The 16,123-nt window shown below is 41.8% G+C and carries 14 protein-coding genes; 7 read left to right on the forward strand and 7 right to left on the reverse strand.

What is annotated here, in order from left to right; translation table 11 throughout:
* Positions 1–29 precede the first annotated feature (29 nt).
* The 3 genes from mfd to HCK02_RS05395 form a co-directional block, all read right to left on the reverse strand.
* Entirely contained in the window at positions 30–3,572 is a 3,543-nt protein-coding gene (gene mfd / locus HCK02_RS05385; RefSeq protein WP_167629079.1) for a transcription-repair coupling factor, read from the reverse strand.
* Positions 3,573–3,683: 111 nt separating this feature from the next.
* Positions 3,684–4,238 carry an aminoacyl-tRNA hydrolase gene (gene pth / locus HCK02_RS05390; RefSeq protein ID WP_167629080.1) on the reverse strand — a complete coding sequence of 185 codons (555 nt, stop codon included), beginning with the start codon at positions 4,236–4,238 and terminating at the stop codon, positions 3,684–3,686.
* A gap of 174 nt (positions 4,239–4,412) precedes the next feature.
* On the reverse strand, positions 4,413–5,039 hold the full coding sequence (locus tag HCK02_RS05395) for a 50S ribosomal protein L25/general stress protein Ctc (protein ID WP_167629081.1): 627 nt from the start codon (positions 5,037–5,039) through the stop codon (positions 4,413–4,415).
* 335 nt (positions 5,040–5,374) lie between these two features.
* Between HCK02_RS05395 and HCK02_RS05400 the strand changes: the two genes are divergently transcribed.
* On the forward strand, positions 5,375–6,313 hold the full coding sequence (locus tag HCK02_RS05400) for an L-lactate dehydrogenase (RefSeq protein WP_167629105.1): 939 nt from the start codon (positions 5,375–5,377) through the stop codon (positions 6,311–6,313).
* Between the two features lie 54 nt (positions 6,314–6,367).
* Here HCK02_RS05400 and HCK02_RS05405 read toward each other — a convergent pair whose 3' ends face one another.
* The 4 genes from HCK02_RS05405 to HCK02_RS05420 form a co-directional block, all read right to left on the reverse strand.
* Positions 6,368–6,745, reverse strand: a complete 378-nt coding sequence (locus HCK02_RS05405; RefSeq protein ID WP_167629082.1) for a DUF956 family protein — start codon at positions 6,743–6,745, stop codon at positions 6,368–6,370.
* Between the two features lie 149 nt (positions 6,746–6,894).
* Entirely contained in the window at positions 6,895–7,809 is a 915-nt protein-coding gene (locus HCK02_RS05410) for a PTS system mannose/fructose/sorbose family transporter subunit IID (RefSeq protein WP_167629083.1), read from the reverse strand.
* A gap of 24 nt (positions 7,810–7,833) precedes the next feature.
* Positions 7,834–8,640: a PTS mannose/fructose/sorbose transporter subunit IIC gene (locus HCK02_RS05415; RefSeq protein WP_167629084.1), complete on the reverse strand. Its 807-nt coding sequence runs from the start codon at positions 8,638–8,640 to the stop codon at positions 7,834–7,836.
* 33 nt (positions 8,641–8,673) lie between these two features.
* Positions 8,674–9,666, reverse strand: a complete 993-nt coding sequence (locus tag HCK02_RS05420) for a mannose/fructose/sorbose PTS transporter subunit IIA (RefSeq protein WP_167629085.1) — start codon at positions 9,664–9,666, stop codon at positions 8,674–8,676.
* 568 nt (positions 9,667–10,234) lie between these two features.
* Here HCK02_RS05420 and ptcA point away from each other — a divergent pair.
* The 6 genes from ptcA (at position 10,235) to HCK02_RS05450 (ending at position 16,073) form a co-directional block, all read left to right on the forward strand.
* The gene (gene ptcA, locus HCK02_RS05425; protein ID WP_167629086.1) at positions 10,235–11,257 is read left to right on the forward strand and encodes a putrescine carbamoyltransferase; all 1,023 of its coding nucleotides are present in this window, start codon (positions 10,235–10,237) and stop codon (positions 11,255–11,257) included.
* Between the two features lie 68 nt (positions 11,258–11,325).
* Complete coding sequence (locus HCK02_RS05430) at positions 11,326–12,702, forward strand: APC family permease (protein WP_167629087.1); 1,377 nt, start codon at positions 11,326–11,328, stop codon at positions 12,700–12,702.
* On the forward strand, positions 12,699–13,793 hold the full coding sequence (gene aguA / locus HCK02_RS05435; protein ID WP_167629088.1) for an agmatine deiminase: 1,095 nt from the start codon (positions 12,699–12,701) through the stop codon (positions 13,791–13,793). Before HCK02_RS05430 ends, aguA begins: the two co-directional genes overlap by 4 nt.
* Before the next feature lie 16 nt (positions 13,794–13,809).
* On the forward strand, positions 13,810–14,754 hold the full coding sequence (gene arcC, locus HCK02_RS05440; protein ID WP_167629089.1) for a carbamate kinase: 945 nt from the start codon (positions 13,810–13,812) through the stop codon (positions 14,752–14,754).
* 139 nt (positions 14,755–14,893) lie between these two features.
* A complete protein-coding gene (locus HCK02_RS05445; RefSeq protein ID WP_167629090.1) occupies positions 14,894–15,706 on the forward strand; it encodes a MurR/RpiR family transcriptional regulator in 813 nt (270 codons plus the stop codon).
* A 46-nt stretch (positions 15,707–15,752) separates the two neighbouring features.
* A complete protein-coding gene (locus HCK02_RS05450; protein WP_167629091.1) occupies positions 15,753–16,073 on the forward strand; it encodes a putative heavy metal-binding protein in 321 nt (106 codons plus the stop codon).
* Positions 16,074–16,123: the final 50 nt, after the last annotated feature.

Here is a 16,123-nt window from a genome sequence, read left to right on the forward strand (position 1 = left end):
CGCCTTTCTCGCTTTTTCCTTACCTAGTTCTAGGCTTTGTCAGCGGATTCTTCTTCTTTTACAGCATTTCCAAGTTTTTTAAGCAGTTCTTTAGTAGTGAAAAGCCATTCTGGCAAGGATTTGTTTTGGATATTCATCGTGAGTTTTAGCGCCGCTCCGTCCATTCCAACGCCAATAGCGCGTCCAAACTCGCCTACTACTTCCATCACAACGTCACCTCGAACTCGTTTCGTCCCTTCATCTGAATACATCAAGATGATTTTCTTGCCTTCTTCTTTAATAACTTCAATCCCATCTAGCAAGGCAAGAATCCGAAGTTCCGTCACGCCAAACAAATACTCCACTTCTTCTGGATATTCACCGAAGCGGTCAATCATATCACTCCGAAGCGTCTCGAGTTCTTCTTCACTTGCCACATTGCGGAATCGTTTATACATTTCAATTTTTTGGCGACTATCCGTGATGTAGTATTCCGGAATGTAAGCATCAACTTGGATGTCAATTTCAACGGGAGCCGCTTCTTCTTTTTCTTCTGATGGCATTCTTTCTTCGATGGCATCTTTCAGCATTTGCGAATAAAGATCAAAGCCGACAGAATCAATGAAGCCATGTTGCTGAGCCCCAAGGATATTCCCCGCCCCGCGAATAGATAAGTCACGCATCGCAATTTTAAATCCAGAACCAAGCTCTGTAAACTCTTTAATTGCTTGAAGTCGTTTTTCCGCCTCTTCTCGCAAAACTTTATCTTTTTTATACATGAAATAAGCATAAGCAATTCGGTTCCAACGTCCAACGCGGCCACGTAATTGATACAACTGTGACAATCCCATTCGGTCAGCATCCTGTACAAAAAGGGTATTTACGTTTGGAATATCCACACCGGTTTCGATGATCGTCGTTGTAACGAGCACGTCATATTCGCCTTCAAGGAAACTTAAAATAACGGATTCTAGTTCAGATTCTGTCATTTGCCCATGAGCAACGCCAACACGTGCATCTGGAACAAGCGCACTAATTTCATCTGCTTTTTTCAAAATCGTTTCGACACGGTTATAGAGATAATAAACTTGCCCATCACGCGCCAGTTCGCGTTCGATGGCTTCGCGTACTAAAACGTTATTTTGCTCGGTCACATAAGTTTGAACTGGAAAACGATTGGCAGGCGGTGTTTCGATAACCGATAAGTCACGCACACCAATCATCGACATATGAAGCGTTCGTGGAATTGGCGTTGCTGTCAAAGTAAGCACATCAATCTTGGATCTAATTTGCTTGATTTTTTCTTTATGTGTTACGCCAAAACGTTGCTCTTCATCGACAACAAGAAAGCCTAAATCCCGATACTTAACATCTTTTGAAAGCAAGCGGTGCGTACCAACAACAATATCAATCGTCCCACTTGCAAGACCTTTTATGGTTTCATTTTGTTCTTTTCTCGTTCTGAAACGGCTAAGTAAGCCAACATTGATCGGGAAACCTTGAAAACGTTCTTTCATCGTTTCATAATGTTGCTGAGCAAGAATCGTTGTCGGGACTAGGAAAGCAACTTGTTTCCCGTCCATCATCGCTTTAAAAGCAGCCCGAAGCGCTACCTCCGTTTTCCCATAACCTACGTCCCCAACAAGCAATCGGTCCATCGGGCGAATTCGTTCCATATCTTTTTTGATTTCTTTGATCGACCGAAGTTGGTCATCCGTTTCTTGATACGGGAAGGAATCTTCAAACTCCCGCTGCATGTCACTATCCGGGCTAAATGCAAACCCTTGTTCAGCTTCGCGCTCCGCATACAACTTGATCAAATCATCCGCAATGTCCTGCACGGATGCTTTTACTTTCGTCTTCACGCGTTTCCATTCGCTTCCGCCGAGTTTATTGAGCTTCGGCGCTTTTCCTTCTGCCCCAACATATTTTTGCACAAGGTCGAGTTGTTCGACTGGAATAAACAGTTTATCTTCTCCCTGATAAACAAGTAACAGATAATCTTTGTGTACGCCGCTGATTTCAAGTGTTTCCATTCCCACGTAGCGCGCAATCCCATGGTTAACGTGAACTACATAGTCGCCCACTTTAAGTTCTGAGTAACTTTGAATTCGTTCTGCATTCGAAAGTTTTTGGCGTTTTTTCGCTTTCTTCACTTGTTTATTAAACAATTCTGTTTCGCTAATGATCGCAACTTTTGAAAGTGGCAATTCAAAGCCATTTTGGAAACTGCCAATCACAAATTGGATGACCCCATATTTTGGGACATCTTCCTCGCGTTTTAACACAACGCTTTCCATATCATAATCCGCAAGCGTCTGTTGCATTTTTTCCGCACGCTCAAGTGTTGGTGCGAGAATCACAACTGCATAATTATTTTTGTGCCAGCTCGCCACTTCGGTTTGCAGCACCGACATTTGTCCGTGGAACTGCTGCATTTGTTTATAAACAAAGTTGGTCGTTTTAGAAACTCTGAGGCTTCCTTGAGTCTTCTGGAACAAAGTTAAATAAATTTTTGGGGAACGATTTTCTTCCATCAAGTCATGGAAATGGTGCCCAAGCTTCACGTCACGAACAGTTTCTAGCCGGCTAAGTGTTTCCGTCTGCCACTCCGCTTCTTCTCGCTCTAAACCCTCGTCTGTTTCTTGGATACGCGCAAATTCATCTAAAACGAGCACCGCGTTTTCTGCAGCATAATCAAATAGCGATGCCGGATCTGGGTAAGCTAAACCAATATATTTGAAAAACAAATCTGGCTTGATGCCCGAACGTAACAATTCAAGATCCGTTTCAATATTGCTTACAAGCGACTCTTTATCTTCAGGATTTTTCATGTTAGCCAGTGTATCCGAAAGTCCTTTTTCCAGTCGTTTTACAATATCCGGGAAATAAGCAGCTTCAAGCAAAATTTCCGTTGCAGGTAAAATTTGAAACTCTTCAATTTTATTTTGCGAACGTTGCGTTTCTACGTCAAAGTAACGCAATGAATCGATTTCTGTATCAAACAATTCAATTCGAATCGGGTATTCCTCTGTGATCGGATAAACATCAATGATTCCACCACGGACACTAAACTCTCCTGGCGTATTGACCATTCCACTCATGGAATATCCCATTGTCACAAGACTTTCTTTCAACTGCTCCGGCTCAATCTCTTCTCCTTGAACTAAGCGCAGATTATACTTTTCCCAAAGTGAAACGGGCGGAAGTAGCTTTCTAAGTCCAGAAACGGGCACTACCACAATCCCAGGTCGCTTCGAAAGCAAGAAATTAAGTGCTTCAACACGTTGCCCGCGGAGCTCTGGACTAGAAACACTTAGCTCCGAAGAAATGAGTTCGTCAGCTGGATATAAAAATAAACGATCGCTATCCATCAACGATAAAAGATCGTCATATAATTTTTGTGCATGGTATAAATTATGTGTAATCAAAAGTACTGGCCGTTTCGTTGCATTCTCGATGACACTTGCAAAAAGTGCACGCGCTGATCCTGAAAGTCCCGTAACAAGCTGAGATTCTTTTTTATTTGCAACCGCGCTCACAATATCGCGGATTTCTTTTTGGTCGTAGATTAGCTGTTTTAAGCCCTTCAAAACGATCCTCTCCTTCAATCCAATCTGGCTTCTTTTTTCTGAAAATTCCTTCTTTATAAAACGAGTAAGGCAGCATGCTAAGTGGGCGTTCGGAAACCCAGCCAAGCATGCTTAATTATACTGATTCATAACATCAATAAATGGTAACTTCACAGCCTCTTCAATCGCATCCGCACTTTTTTTAATCGCGTCTATAATTTCCGGCTGTTCGCTTTTACTAAAATCGCCTAACACATGGTGAATAATCTCGCCGTGTTCCGGACGATCGATTCCCACACGTATCCGGTCAAAAGATTGCGTCTTCAAGTGAGCAATCAGCGAACGCATACCATTATGTCCGCCAGCGCTTCCTTTTTGTCGCAATCTGATTTTTCCAATTGGTAAATCCAAATCATCGTAAACAACAATCAAATCTTCCGCTGCAATATTATAATAATCCATAAGCGGGCGCACGCATTCTCCGGAAGCATTCATAAAAGTCAGCGGCTTCACTAGCATGACTTTCTCTCCATTAATAATCGGCGTACTGATCATCCCATTGAACTTTGTGCTTTTCCACGGCGTTTGAAAGCGAAAGCTCAGTTCGTCCATCACCATAAAACCTACATTATGTCTTGTTCGTTCATATTTCTTCCCGGGATTACCGAGCCCTACAACCATCTTCATTATTATTCTCCCCGCTCAATAAAACCACTTCATTTCGCGAACTGGTTTTTCACTCCGTAATGATTATTTGTTTGATTATAACATGATTCTAGTCGTTTTTAAAGTTTCCGCCATCCCACAAAAAAAGCGCGATGCCTTATGGCACCACGCTTTCACTTTCATTTTTACATAGAATTATTCAACTGGTTCTTCATCAATTCCGTGAGCAGCTACTGGCTCAGGAGCAGCAGTGTCTGCTTCGACTTCTTCTTCAACACGTGGTGCAGCAATCGTTAGGATCGCTTCTTCACCATCTGTCATAACTTCGTAGTTAGAATTAGTCTGAAGGTCGCTTACTGCGAGCGAATCACCAATTTCAAGTTTCGAAATGTCTACTTCAATCGATTCTGGAAGTTTATCTGGAGTTGCTTTCACATTTACTTCATATAGAATTTGCTGCAATACGCCGCCAGCTTTCACACCAGCAGATTCTCCAACGAGGTCAACTCGAACCTCAGCTTCTACTTCTTCGCTCATATTAACAGCAAGGAAATCAACGTGAATAACTTCATCTTTAATCGGGTCTTTTTGATATTCATGTAGCAGCACATTAAACTTCGAGCCGCCAACATTTACAGCGAATACTGCGTTCTTTCCGTGCTCACGTACCGCTTTGATTAATTCAAGTCCATCAATCGAAACAGGAACATTTTCTGTTTGATAACCATAAATAATCGCTGGGATACGTCCAGATTCACGTACTTCTGTCACTTGTGAATGCGGTTTCGTATCTCTTTTTTGAACTTCTAATGTCGTTGCCATAAAAAATCCACTCCACTCATTCAATTTGTATTCTTTAACAACTAAAGTTTACCCCACTGTTTTGTTTTTAAACAAAATGTTTATTTCACCGTAATTAATGGTAAACAAAAACTAGTGTGAAACTTTGTTATTACTCTTCTATTGTATCGCAATTTTTCGAGCTCTCAAAATTTTTCGCATCATCATTTGGAATGAAAAGGATTACAAACTGTATTATAGCGCTTACAAAAATTCATTAGTACAAATTTCCAAATTAAGGACGTTCATAGTTTCACAAACTGTAATAAAGTGTTATACTGTATTAGTAAAAAGTTTTCTAAGGAGGAAGTTGTATGATTAAAGACCACCAAAAAATTATCTTGATTGGTGACGGCGCTGTAGGTTCTAGTTATGCATTTGCATGCGTTAACCTTGGAATTGGGCAAGAATTTGGTATCATCGATATCGATAAAGACAGAACGATCGGAGATGCTATTGACCTGAGTCACGCTGTTCCATTTTCTACACCGAAGAAAATCTATTCCGCTAATTATAGCGATTGCGGCGATGCCGATCTAATTGTTATCACAGCTGGTACTGCGCAAAAACCTGGCGAAACTCGTCTTGACTTAGTAAACCGTAACATCAAAATCATGAAGGGGATTATTGATGAAGTCATGGCAAGCGGCTTTGACGGCATCTTCTTAATCGCTTCAAACCCAGTAGATATTTTAACTTACGCAACTTGGAAATTCTCTGGACTTCCAAAAGAACGCGTTATTGGTTCTGGAACAAGTTTAGATACAGCTCGTTTCCGTTCTTCGATTGCTGACTATGTTAAAGTCGATGCAAGAAACGTGCACGGATACATTCTTGGTGAACATGGAGACACTGAATTCCCAGCTTGGAGCCATACAACTGTTGGTGGCCTTCCAATCTCCGAATGGATCAAAGAAGACGAACAAGGTGCCATGGATACAATTTTTGAAAGCGTTCGTGATGCTGCCTATGAAATCATTAACAAAAAAGGCGCTACATTCTACGGAATCGCTGCTGCGCTTGCACGTATTACACAAGCTATCTTAAACAACGAAAATGCGATTTTGCCTCTTTCTGTTTACCTAGATGGTCATTACAACTTGAACGATATCTATATCGGTGCTCCAGCCGTTGTTAACCGTCGCGGCGTGCGCCACATTGTGGAAATGAAATTAACCGAAGAAGAACAAGCGAAAATGAAAGCTTCTGCAGATACACTGAAAAAAGTACTTGATGATGCAATGAAAGAAATTTAAATTTTACCCACAAAAAAACAGGCCAAAATTTTTGGTCTGTTTTTTTGTGTCTTTTTATTTTTTCTTCTTAAATTTAGACCGAAAAGCTCGTTTAATAACATCAAAAAAGCTTTGCGAAGGAACCATATTAGCCGGATCGACATATACTCGAATCGCACGAAGTACTGGTTTCGGTTTCTTGGCTGAAAACGTATAGGTGCCGTTGCGCTTTGTTTTGATCGCAAAGCGGGGAATCCATTTTCCTTTCAGCATCACTGAAACGATAACCTGATCCACTTCTTCCCAAGGAATTTGAATGAATTTACGCACATCTCGCGAATTGAAAAATTCAAATCCTTTGTCGCCAATCATGATTTTTCCGTAATCTGTTAGTCCGGTAAATGCAGTGGCATCCTCCGTTAAGTCGACTTTCGTATTAATCGATTGAACCAATTAGCCTCGCTCCATTTCTTATTACTTATTCATTTCATTATACGTTTCTTTCTTCGAGAAGCCAATAAAAAAGCGGCTGATGCAACTAATCACCAACCGCTCAACGCGAGCTTCTACATTTTTCAAGCAGAATACCCGCCGAAAGTTTCTTATAGAAGTCCGATTACGTGTCCGCCGATACCGACAACGAATAGACCGAGGATAATGATGATCGGGCTGACTTTCTTTCTAAGCAACCACATACATAAGAATGTAAGAAGTAGCGGAACAAGTCCAGGGATCAAATTATCCAAGTTATCTTGCAAGGTTGTAACCTTGACTTTTGTGAGCGATAAACCAGCGTCTTGCTGTTCAAGGGCTTTTTGAATTCCTGCAGCACCTTTTGGAAGTTTATCCCAATCAATATACGCTCCATCATCTAATTTAACTTTAGAGATAACCGGCATAAACTTGATTGAAACCCACCTTTCAACAAGCCCGGCGAGCACGAACATACCAAGTATCGATGCACCTTTTGTGATATTTTGTAGTAAACCACCAGAAAGGTCTTCTGTAATTTTAGAACCAGCTTTATAAGCAAATTCTTGTGTATACCACATGAATCCCCAACGGATAATGTTCCATGCAACGAAGAAAATGATTGGCCCAAGGATGTTTCCACTCATAGCAAGCGAAGCTCCTAGCGCACCAAGCATCGGACGAACAGTAAACCAGAATACAGGGTCACCAACACCGGCAAGTGGTCCCATCATACCAACTTTAACCCCTTGGATTGCTACATCATCAACTGGAGCACCTTTTGCACGATCTTCTTCCAGTGCTAATGTTACCCCAAGAATAGGAGAAGCAATATATGGGTGAGTATTAAAGAATTCAAGGTGACGTTTTAACGCCGCAGAACGATCTTCTTTTGATTTATATAATTTTTTAATTGCTGGAATCATTGAGAATGCCCAGCCGCCATTTTGCATACGTTCATAGTTCCAAGATCCTTGGATAAACGTGGAACGCCAAGCGACTTTCAGACGATCTCGTTTCGTTAATTCAATTTTTTCTTCTGCCATTTTCTTTTCCTCCTTTTTTCCAGATTAATAATCGTTTAGTATGTCGCCGAGCGGATCATTGGAACTGCTTCCGCCGCCGCCGCCATTTGAGTTACCACCCATTTTGGAAAGTTGTAGATAAATGAGTGCAAGTGCGACACCGATTGCTCCTAGCGCGATAAGTGTAAGTTCAGAAATTGCTGCAAGTACGAAGCCGAGGATGAAGAATGGCCAAACTTCTTTTGTTGCCATCATGTTAATAACAAGTGCATAACCAACGGCTACGACCATGCCCCCACCAATTGCCATACCATCTGTTAACCAAGCTGGCATAGATTCTAGGAACGATTGTACAGTATGTGCTGGAATGAAAAGAAGTGCTGCAGCAGGAATCGCGATACGCAAACCTTGCATACATACAGCTCCAACGTGAAGCCATTCAATTCTACGAATGTTCCCTTTTTCTGCCGCTCCGTCCATCAAGTGAACGATCGGAACAGCTAATGTACGAACGATCATTGTTAAGAAAAGACCTGCTACTGCAAGTGGGATCGCAATAGCGATTGCCGAAGGAATCCCGCTAACACCTTGTCCGCCTAATACTAAAATAATTGCTGACGCAACGGACGCAAGTGCCGCATCGGGAGCTACAGCTGCTCCAATGTTTGCCCAACCAAGCGCGATCATTTGAAGTGTTCCACCAAGAATGATTCCCGCAGTTAGGTTACCAGTTACTAAACCAATTAGCGTACATGCCACAAGCGGTTGATGGAATTGAAATTCATCCAAAATTCCTTCGATCCCCGCAAGAAAGGCAACAACTATTACTAAAATCATTGATATTATAGTCATAATTGACCTCCTACTTTTTTATTTACGTTACTTCTATTGCTTTTTCAATTCTGTTTCTGCTTTTTGCAAAAGTTCATCAATGTTTCCACTTGAATCATTTGGAACTTTACGAACATCGAATTTAATACCTTTTTCTTTCAGTTTCTTGAAAGCATCAACGTCTTCTTGTCCCATCGAAAGAACTTTACTTACAACGACTTTCCCTACGGAGTGTGCAAGCGATCCGACGTTCACTTCTTCAATATCAACGCCACCTTCGACAACACGCAACACATCTTCTGGATTTTCAAACAGCAAGAGTGCTTTTGTGTTTCCAAAACGTGGATCTTTCGCGATTTCGATCATCTTACTAATTGGAATAACATTCGCTTTAACACCTGGAGGCGCAGCTTGTTCAATTAGTTTTTTACGAAGATCATCTTTTGAAACTGCATCTGATACAACGATGATTCGGTTTGGAAGTGTTGATTTTGTCCAAGCCGTTGCAACTTGACCATGAAGCAAACGAGAGTCAATCCGCGCTAAAACGAATTTAATTTTTCCGTCGCCAACAACTGTTCCAGGCGCAAGCGCTTCTTTTGGTTGTGCATCAGCCGAAGCTCCTCCAGCCGTTTCTTGTTTCGGTTCAAGTTCTTCCGGTTTGATACGGATACCTTCTTTACCTGTTTCGATAATATGCGCAGCAATTTCTTGCGCTGATTCCATCGTAAAGCGAGAAGCATAAGCTTCGATCAGCATCGGAAGGTTAAGCCCTGCCACGATTGCCCATTTATCTTTGTGGTCTTCAAATAGGTTATTTGCTTGGTTAAATGGAGTACCTCCCCAAAGATCAACTAAGAATAGTACTTCATCTTGATTGTCAAAGCTGGAAATGGCTTCTTCCATTTTCGCTCTAACATCATCTGGGCCTTCATTCGGCATCAAAGTAATGGCTTTAACATTTTCTTGTTCTCCGAAAATCATGGAACCAGATTGTAAGATCCCTGCAGCAAATTCCCCATGGGTCGCGAGGATAATTCCTACCATTTTTTTACCTCCTAAAAAGTTCAATTTATTTTTCCAAACAGGCGAGCTAGTTAGTTTCAGATAGCTTCCTGCTCAGAAGACGGCTCTCCCTTTTTTCACCGCCCCCTTTCAAGTTTTCAAATCCTTCTACTAAAGCCGCGCAACAAAAAGTTTTACCGCTTCCATTTTGATCGCAACTTCGCCTAAATAATATATAGCAAGTTCCGTGCCAATATAGTGTATCGAAAGAAAATCCTTTTACCTTAGCCCTTTTCAGATGCTTTTTTAGCAAGAAATCACTAGTGTATCATAAACCAATACGTTTCTGCTTCGTGAAATACAGTGTATTATTTTACAAATTAGTGTAGCCTCACTCCATTTTCCTGCCAAAACAGAACTTCACGCTTTCGAGTGTGCTTTTTGTTTCTTTGTTACCCAAAATGTAACAGGTTACAATCTTTTTTCCTTCGTTTTTAAAGCTTTAAAAAGCATTTTCAAACAAACGGGCATATACTATGATGTTGCTGTGGCAAAGAAATACTCGAGTATGCCCGTGCGATTCCCAAACTTATTTTTGAGGTGAAAACGAATGATTAAAAAAAGAGACTACATTGACACGAATGATTTTACAAAAGAAGAAGTTGTATACTTAATTGATTTAGCATTAAAACTAAAAGAAGCGATTAAAAATGGCTATTATCCACCTATTTTACGCAATAAATCGCTTGGCATGATTTTTGAACAATCTTCCACTCGGACTCGTGTTTCCTTTGAAACGGCGATGACACAACTCGGCGGACATGCTCAGTATCTCGCTCCGGGTCAAATCCAACTCGGCGGACACGAAAGCGTCGGCGATACAGCTCGCGTTCTATCTCGTCTTGTTGATATCCTAATGGCACGCGTTGAACGTCACGAAACCGTTGTCGCTCTCGCTAAAGATGCAACAATTCCTGTTATTAATGGAATGAGTGATTATAACCACCCAACGCAAGAACTTGGGGATGCAATTACAATGATTGAACATTTGCCTGAAGGTAAACGAATTGAAGACTGCAAAATCGTCTTTGTTGGCGATGCTACACAAGTTTGTGCTTCAACCATGTTTATGGCTACCAAACTTGGCATGGATTTCGTCCAATTCGGACCAAAAGGCTTCCAACTTAAAGAACACCATCTTGAAATTGGACGTAAAAACTGCGAACTTTCCGGCGGTAGTGTACTTGTCACAGAAGACGCTGACGAAGCACTTAAAGACGCTGACTTCATTTATACCGATGTGTGGTATGGCCTTTATGAAGCTGAACTTTCTGAAGAAGAAAGAATGAAAGTCTTCTATCCGAAATACCAAGTCAATATGGATTTAGTGAAAAAAGCAGCTCCTCATGTTAAATTTATGCACTGCTTACCAGCAACACGTGGTGAAGAAGTGACTGACGAAGTGCTTGACGCACCATTTTCAATTGTCCTTGACGAAGCAGAAAACCGCTTAACAGCTATGCGTTCACTTCTTGTTTACTTCCTTAAACCTTATTTGAACTACGCTGAAGAAGCAACTTGCACAAAATTCGATGCTGATATCCAAAAACTTCTTAGAAATTACGTTGACTAAGCACAACTAGCAAACCATCCGAGAAGAAGAATTTTTCTTCTTCCCATTAAAAGAGGAAGTGGGTTTTTTTGAAAAAGAAAAAGTTTCGTTTGTTTGATGCTGTTCTCATGGCTGTCTGCGTGATCTTAGTCGTCGAATCAGCTGCTCCAGCTGCCGCAATTGGCTCCTCCCAATTTTTCTGGTGGATCGCTTTGCTCATTTTGTTCTTCCTCCCTTACGGACTCATCTCCGCTGAGCTAGGAACCACTTACGATGACGAAGGCGGCATCTACGACTGGGTGAAACGGGCATTTGGAAATAGATGGGGCGGCCGTGTTGCTTGGCTCTACTGGATCAACTATCCAATCTGGATGGCAAGCCTCGCTGTGCTATTCATGGAAGTAGCTACACAAATTTTCAAGCTACATCTTAGCACGCCAGTTTCCATCTTGATTCAACTATTATTCGTTTGGGTCGTTGTGCTCATCAGTTGTTACCCAGTCAGCGATAGCAAATGGATTTTAAACTTAGCAGCTTTTTGTAAAGTATTCATCATGTTGAGCCTTGGCATTCTTGGCGTTTACTTCGCTGTCACAAAAGGACTTGCCAATGACTTTTCTGGAAAGGCGCTCTTGCCAAGTTTCGACTTGAATAGTTTGTCTTTCATCTCGATTATCTTATTTAACTTCCTTGGATTCGAAGTTGTCACAACGCTTGCTGGCGACATGGAAAATCCAAAGAAACAAATTCCACAAGCCATTATCATCGGTGGTATCTTAATTGCATTCTTTTACTTATTTGCAGCATTCGGAATGGGCGCTGCGATCCCAACGTCACAACTATCTACATCGGGTGGCATGATCGACAGCTTCATTATGCTTGTCGGCAAACTCAATCCGTTTGTTATTGTCATCGGAATCATGTTTATGTACACTTTGATTGCCAATTTGATTTCGTGGGCGCTTGGCGTCAACTATGTCGCAATGTATGCAGCTAAAAATCACGACTTGCCACGCGTATTTGGCATCCAAAATAAGAAAAACGAAATGCCGATCGGCGCAAGCATCTTAAACGGTGTTGTCGCATCAGCGCTCATCATTGTTGCACCACTCATTCCAAATGAAAATATTTTCTGGGCGTTCTTTGCGCTAAATGTGGTCGCGCTTCTTGCTTCCTACATTATGATGTTCCCAGCTTTCTTAAAACTTCGGAAAATCGATCCAGACAGACCTCGTCCATTCAAAGTATTTGGCGGAAAAGTACTCTTGCATTTATTTACGTACGTTCCTGTTGCACTTCTTGTGATTACACTGATCTTCTCAGCTGTGCCACTAAACGGTTCCGCTGCTGAACTGAATGAAAAAATCCCTATTTTAATCGGGGCTGTCGCCGCCTTTATTGTGGGTGAAATTTGTATTCACATGGCAGGTAAACGGAAGGAAAATAGAAAGGATGAAAAAGATTGAAAACTTTAGATAGTTCTCCTAGAAAAGATGGATTTAGAATGCCCGGCGAATTTGAAGCACATCGCGGTTGTTACTTGCTTTGGCCCGAACGTCCAGATAACTGGCGTAACGGCGCTAAACCTGCGCAAGACGCATTTACAGCGGTCGCAACAGCGATTGCCAAATTCGAACCTGTAACGGTAGGCGTTTCTTCTACACAATATAGCAACGCTCGTCATATGTTGCCTGATTATGTGCAAACGGTTGAAATTGACAACAACGACTCCTGGATTCGCGACTGCGGACCTACTTTTGTGAAAAACGATAAGGAAGAAATCCGCGCCGTGGATTGGACTTTCAACGCTTGGGGCGGACTTGTTGACGGGCTTTATTTCCCTTGGGATAAAGACGATCAAGTGGCACAAAAAGTGGCCGAACTCGAATCTGCCGACCGCTACCGCTTGGAAAACTTCGTCCTTGAAGGCGGCTCCATCCATGTAGATGGTGAAGGCACGCTGATTACAACGGAAGAATGCTTGCTTTCAGAAGGCCGCAATCCTGAGCTTTCAAAAGCACAAATCGAACAAATTTTAAAGGAATATTTGAATCTCGAAAAGATCATTTGGTTGAAACGTGGGATTTATTTGGATGAAACAAATGGTCACGTGGATAACATTTTGAACTATGTTGCACCTGGCGAAGTGGCGCTTGCTTGGACGGATGATACGACGGATCCGCAATATGAAATTTCGAAGGAATGCCTTGATATTTTGGAAAGCGAAACGGATGCAAGGGGGCGCAAATTGAAAGTGCATAAACTTCTTGTTCCGAAGCCTATCTTGATTACGGAAGAAGAAAGTCGCGGCGTTGATGCTGTGGATGGGACTCTTCCTCGTGAAGCAGGCGACCGTCTTGCGGCAAGTTATATCAATTATTATGCAGCAAATGGCGGGATTGTTTTCCCACTATTTGGTGACCCACATGATGACTTGGCGCGCGAAACGCTTGCAAAACTATATCCAGATCGCGAAGTAGTGGGCGTTCCAGCACGTGAAATCTTACTCGGTGGAGGAAATATCCACTGCATTACTCAACAAGTTCCTAAAGGATGATTGCGAGGGAGTTTTTATGAAAAATAGAAAAGTTGTTGTTGCGCTTGGCGGGAATGCCATTCTTTCGGATGATGCTAGCGCCCATGCGCAACAAAAAGCGTTAGATCAAACGGCAGAGCATCTTGTTCAATTTGTAGCAAATGGGGATGAATTAATTGTTTCCCATGGTAATGGGCCTCAAGTTGGTAACTTGCTCATCCAGCAGCAGAAAAGTGATTCCGTGAAAAACCCAGCTATGCCACTCGATTCTTGTGTTGCAATGACTCAAGGTAGCATTGGTTACTGGTTACAAAATTCACTTGATAACGCTTTTGCTAAGCGTAAAATGACAAAGGAAACTGTGTCGCTTGTTACGCAAGTCATCGTGGATAAAGACGATCCTGCGTTTTCTCGCCCGACGAAACCTATTGGTCCGTTTCTTTCCAAAGAAGAGGCCGATCTCGAAGTGAAAAAAACGGGCGCGACATTTGTCGAAGATGCTGGGCGCGGTTATCGCAAAGTCGTTCCATCGCCAAAGCCGCTTTATATCAAGGAACATGAAGCGATTAAAAAATTGGTTGAAGACGGTGTCGTTACGGTCTCGGCTGGCGGCGGAGGTATTTCTGTTGTCGAAAAAGATGGCGAATTCACTGGCGTTGAAGCGGTCATTGATAAAGATTTTGCTTCCCTGCGCCTTGCCGAAATGGTGGAAGCCGACTTATTTGTTATTCTAACAGGGGTTGATCATGTTTTTGTGAATTTCAATCAACCGAGCCAAGAAAAATTGGAACAGGTTACTGTTTCTGAACTTGAAAAATGGAAAGCAGAAAAGCAGTTTGCTGAAGGGAGCATGCTTCCTAAAATCGAAGCAGCAATTGAATTTGTCAAAAGCCGTCCTGGAAGTCGCGCTGTTATTACATCGCTAGAAAATATCGAGAACTTCCTTACAAATGGATCGGGAACTGTAATTACTGCTGATTGATAAAAGCAAAAGCGAAACTTTGGCTTTCCAAGCTTAAGTTTCGCTTTTTTTGTTGTTTTTTCGGAGTTTATCGAACCTCAAATATATGATACAATTTACGGGAAATCGTTCAATACGTCACATGGAAAGGATGGAATTTATGGACTTTTTTGAAATCGCTAGCAGGTCCATCACAAACTTAACAAGAAATGAACGGATCTTATTCGACTACGTTGTTAAGAACATGAAACGCATCAAAAACCAGAGCATTCGGGAAGTATCTGCAGAATGTTTTGTTTCTACCACTACTTTCCTGCGTTTCGTACGCAAACTCGGATTCACAGGCTACAGTGAATTTACAACTGTTTTAAAATTTACAGAATCCAGAAAACCCGACATTCAATCTCCTCCTTTTGTCGTTAAACAGAAGGATTACCGTGAAGAATATTTAAAAAATATCATCGAATCGGTTCGAGTCCTAGAGCCTTCCAAATTAGAACAAATCACAACCAAGCTTGAACAAAAACCTCGGATTTACTTTTTCGCCAAAGGTTTAAGCAAGCACGCCGCTGAATACGTCAAATACCTCTATACGATGAACGGCTTTTTGGTCGAATTCCCCGAGGATTACCAGTACCGTCAAGCCATTTTACCGCACATCAGCACTGAAGATATGGTTTTCATCTTAACTTACGCCGGACACGACATCGAGCTTGTTCAAACAGCGCAGCGACTGAAAGCACGTAAAGATTCGCCTCTACTTATTTCAATTACTTGCGCCGACAACAATATTATCCAGAACATGAGCGACATCAACTTATATATTTTCACAGATGAAATCGAAATCAACAATCTCGATATGACTTCACGAATTTCTACAATAGCGATCATGGAGCTGATTTTATACCAATATATGGAAAACACGAATCAGAAATTACTTAAAAAGAACGATCAAAATGAGATTCATTTTTGACGAATAGTCGAAACCCAAGTACACTTGAGGAAAAGGAGGTTTTCCAATGATTACAACAACATCCCCAAATGTAGAAGGTAAACAAATTATCGAGTATAAAAGAATCGTATTCGGTGAAGTAATTACAGGCGTCAATTTCATGAAAGACATCGGAGCTGGGTTAAGAAACTTCTTCGGCGGCCGTTCTGAAGGTTATGAACAAGAACTGATCAATGCACGAGAAGAAGCGATCGCAGAAATGGAAGCACGAGCTGCAGATCTTGGTGCAAATGCCGTTATCGGCGTCGACATCGATTACGAAGTCCTCGGCTCTGACAACGGCATGCTGATGGTCACAGCTTCTGGTACAGCCGTTGTGATTGATTAAATTTAAAATCTCCCAGTTCTTCCTGATGAATAGAAGAACTGGGAGATTTT

The organism is Listeria valentina, assembly GCF_011800755.1.
Classification (GTDB): Bacteria; Bacillota; Bacilli; order Lactobacillales; family Listeriaceae; genus Listeria; species Listeria valentina.

What these genes read in the sequence shown, in the direction of transcription:
- pth (WP_167629080.1), bottom strand. Translation starts at nt 4,238, where the DNA reads ATGAAGATGGTTGTAGGGCTCGGTAATCCCGGGAAGAAATATGAACGA.
- HCK02_RS05395 (WP_167629081.1), bottom strand. Translation starts at nt 5,039, where the DNA reads ATGGCAACGACATTAGAAGTTCAAAAAAGAGATACGAAACCGCATTCA.
- HCK02_RS05410 (WP_167629083.1), bottom strand. Translation starts at nt 7,809, where the DNA reads ATGGCAGAAGAAAAAATTGAATTAACGAAACGAGATCGTCTGAAAGTC.
- HCK02_RS05415 (WP_167629084.1), bottom strand. Translation starts at nt 8,640, where the DNA reads ATGACTATAATATCAATGATTTTAGTAATAGTTGTTGCCTTTCTTGCG.
- HCK02_RS05420 (WP_167629085.1), bottom strand. Translation starts at nt 9,666, where the DNA reads ATGGTAGGAATTATCCTCGCGACCCATGGGGAATTTGCTGCAGGGATC.
- ptcA (WP_167629086.1), top strand. Translation starts at nt 10,235, where the DNA reads ATGATTAAAAAAAGAGACTACATTGACACGAATGATTTTACAAAAGAA.
- arcC (WP_167629089.1), top strand. Translation starts at nt 13,810, where the DNA reads ATGAAAAATAGAAAAGTTGTTGTTGCGCTTGGCGGGAATGCCATTCTT.
- HCK02_RS05445 (WP_167629090.1), top strand. Translation starts at nt 14,894, where the DNA reads ATGGACTTTTTTGAAATCGCTAGCAGGTCCATCACAAACTTAACAAGA.
- HCK02_RS05450 (WP_167629091.1), top strand. Translation starts at nt 15,753, where the DNA reads ATGATTACAACAACATCCCCAAATGTAGAAGGTAAACAAATTATCGAG.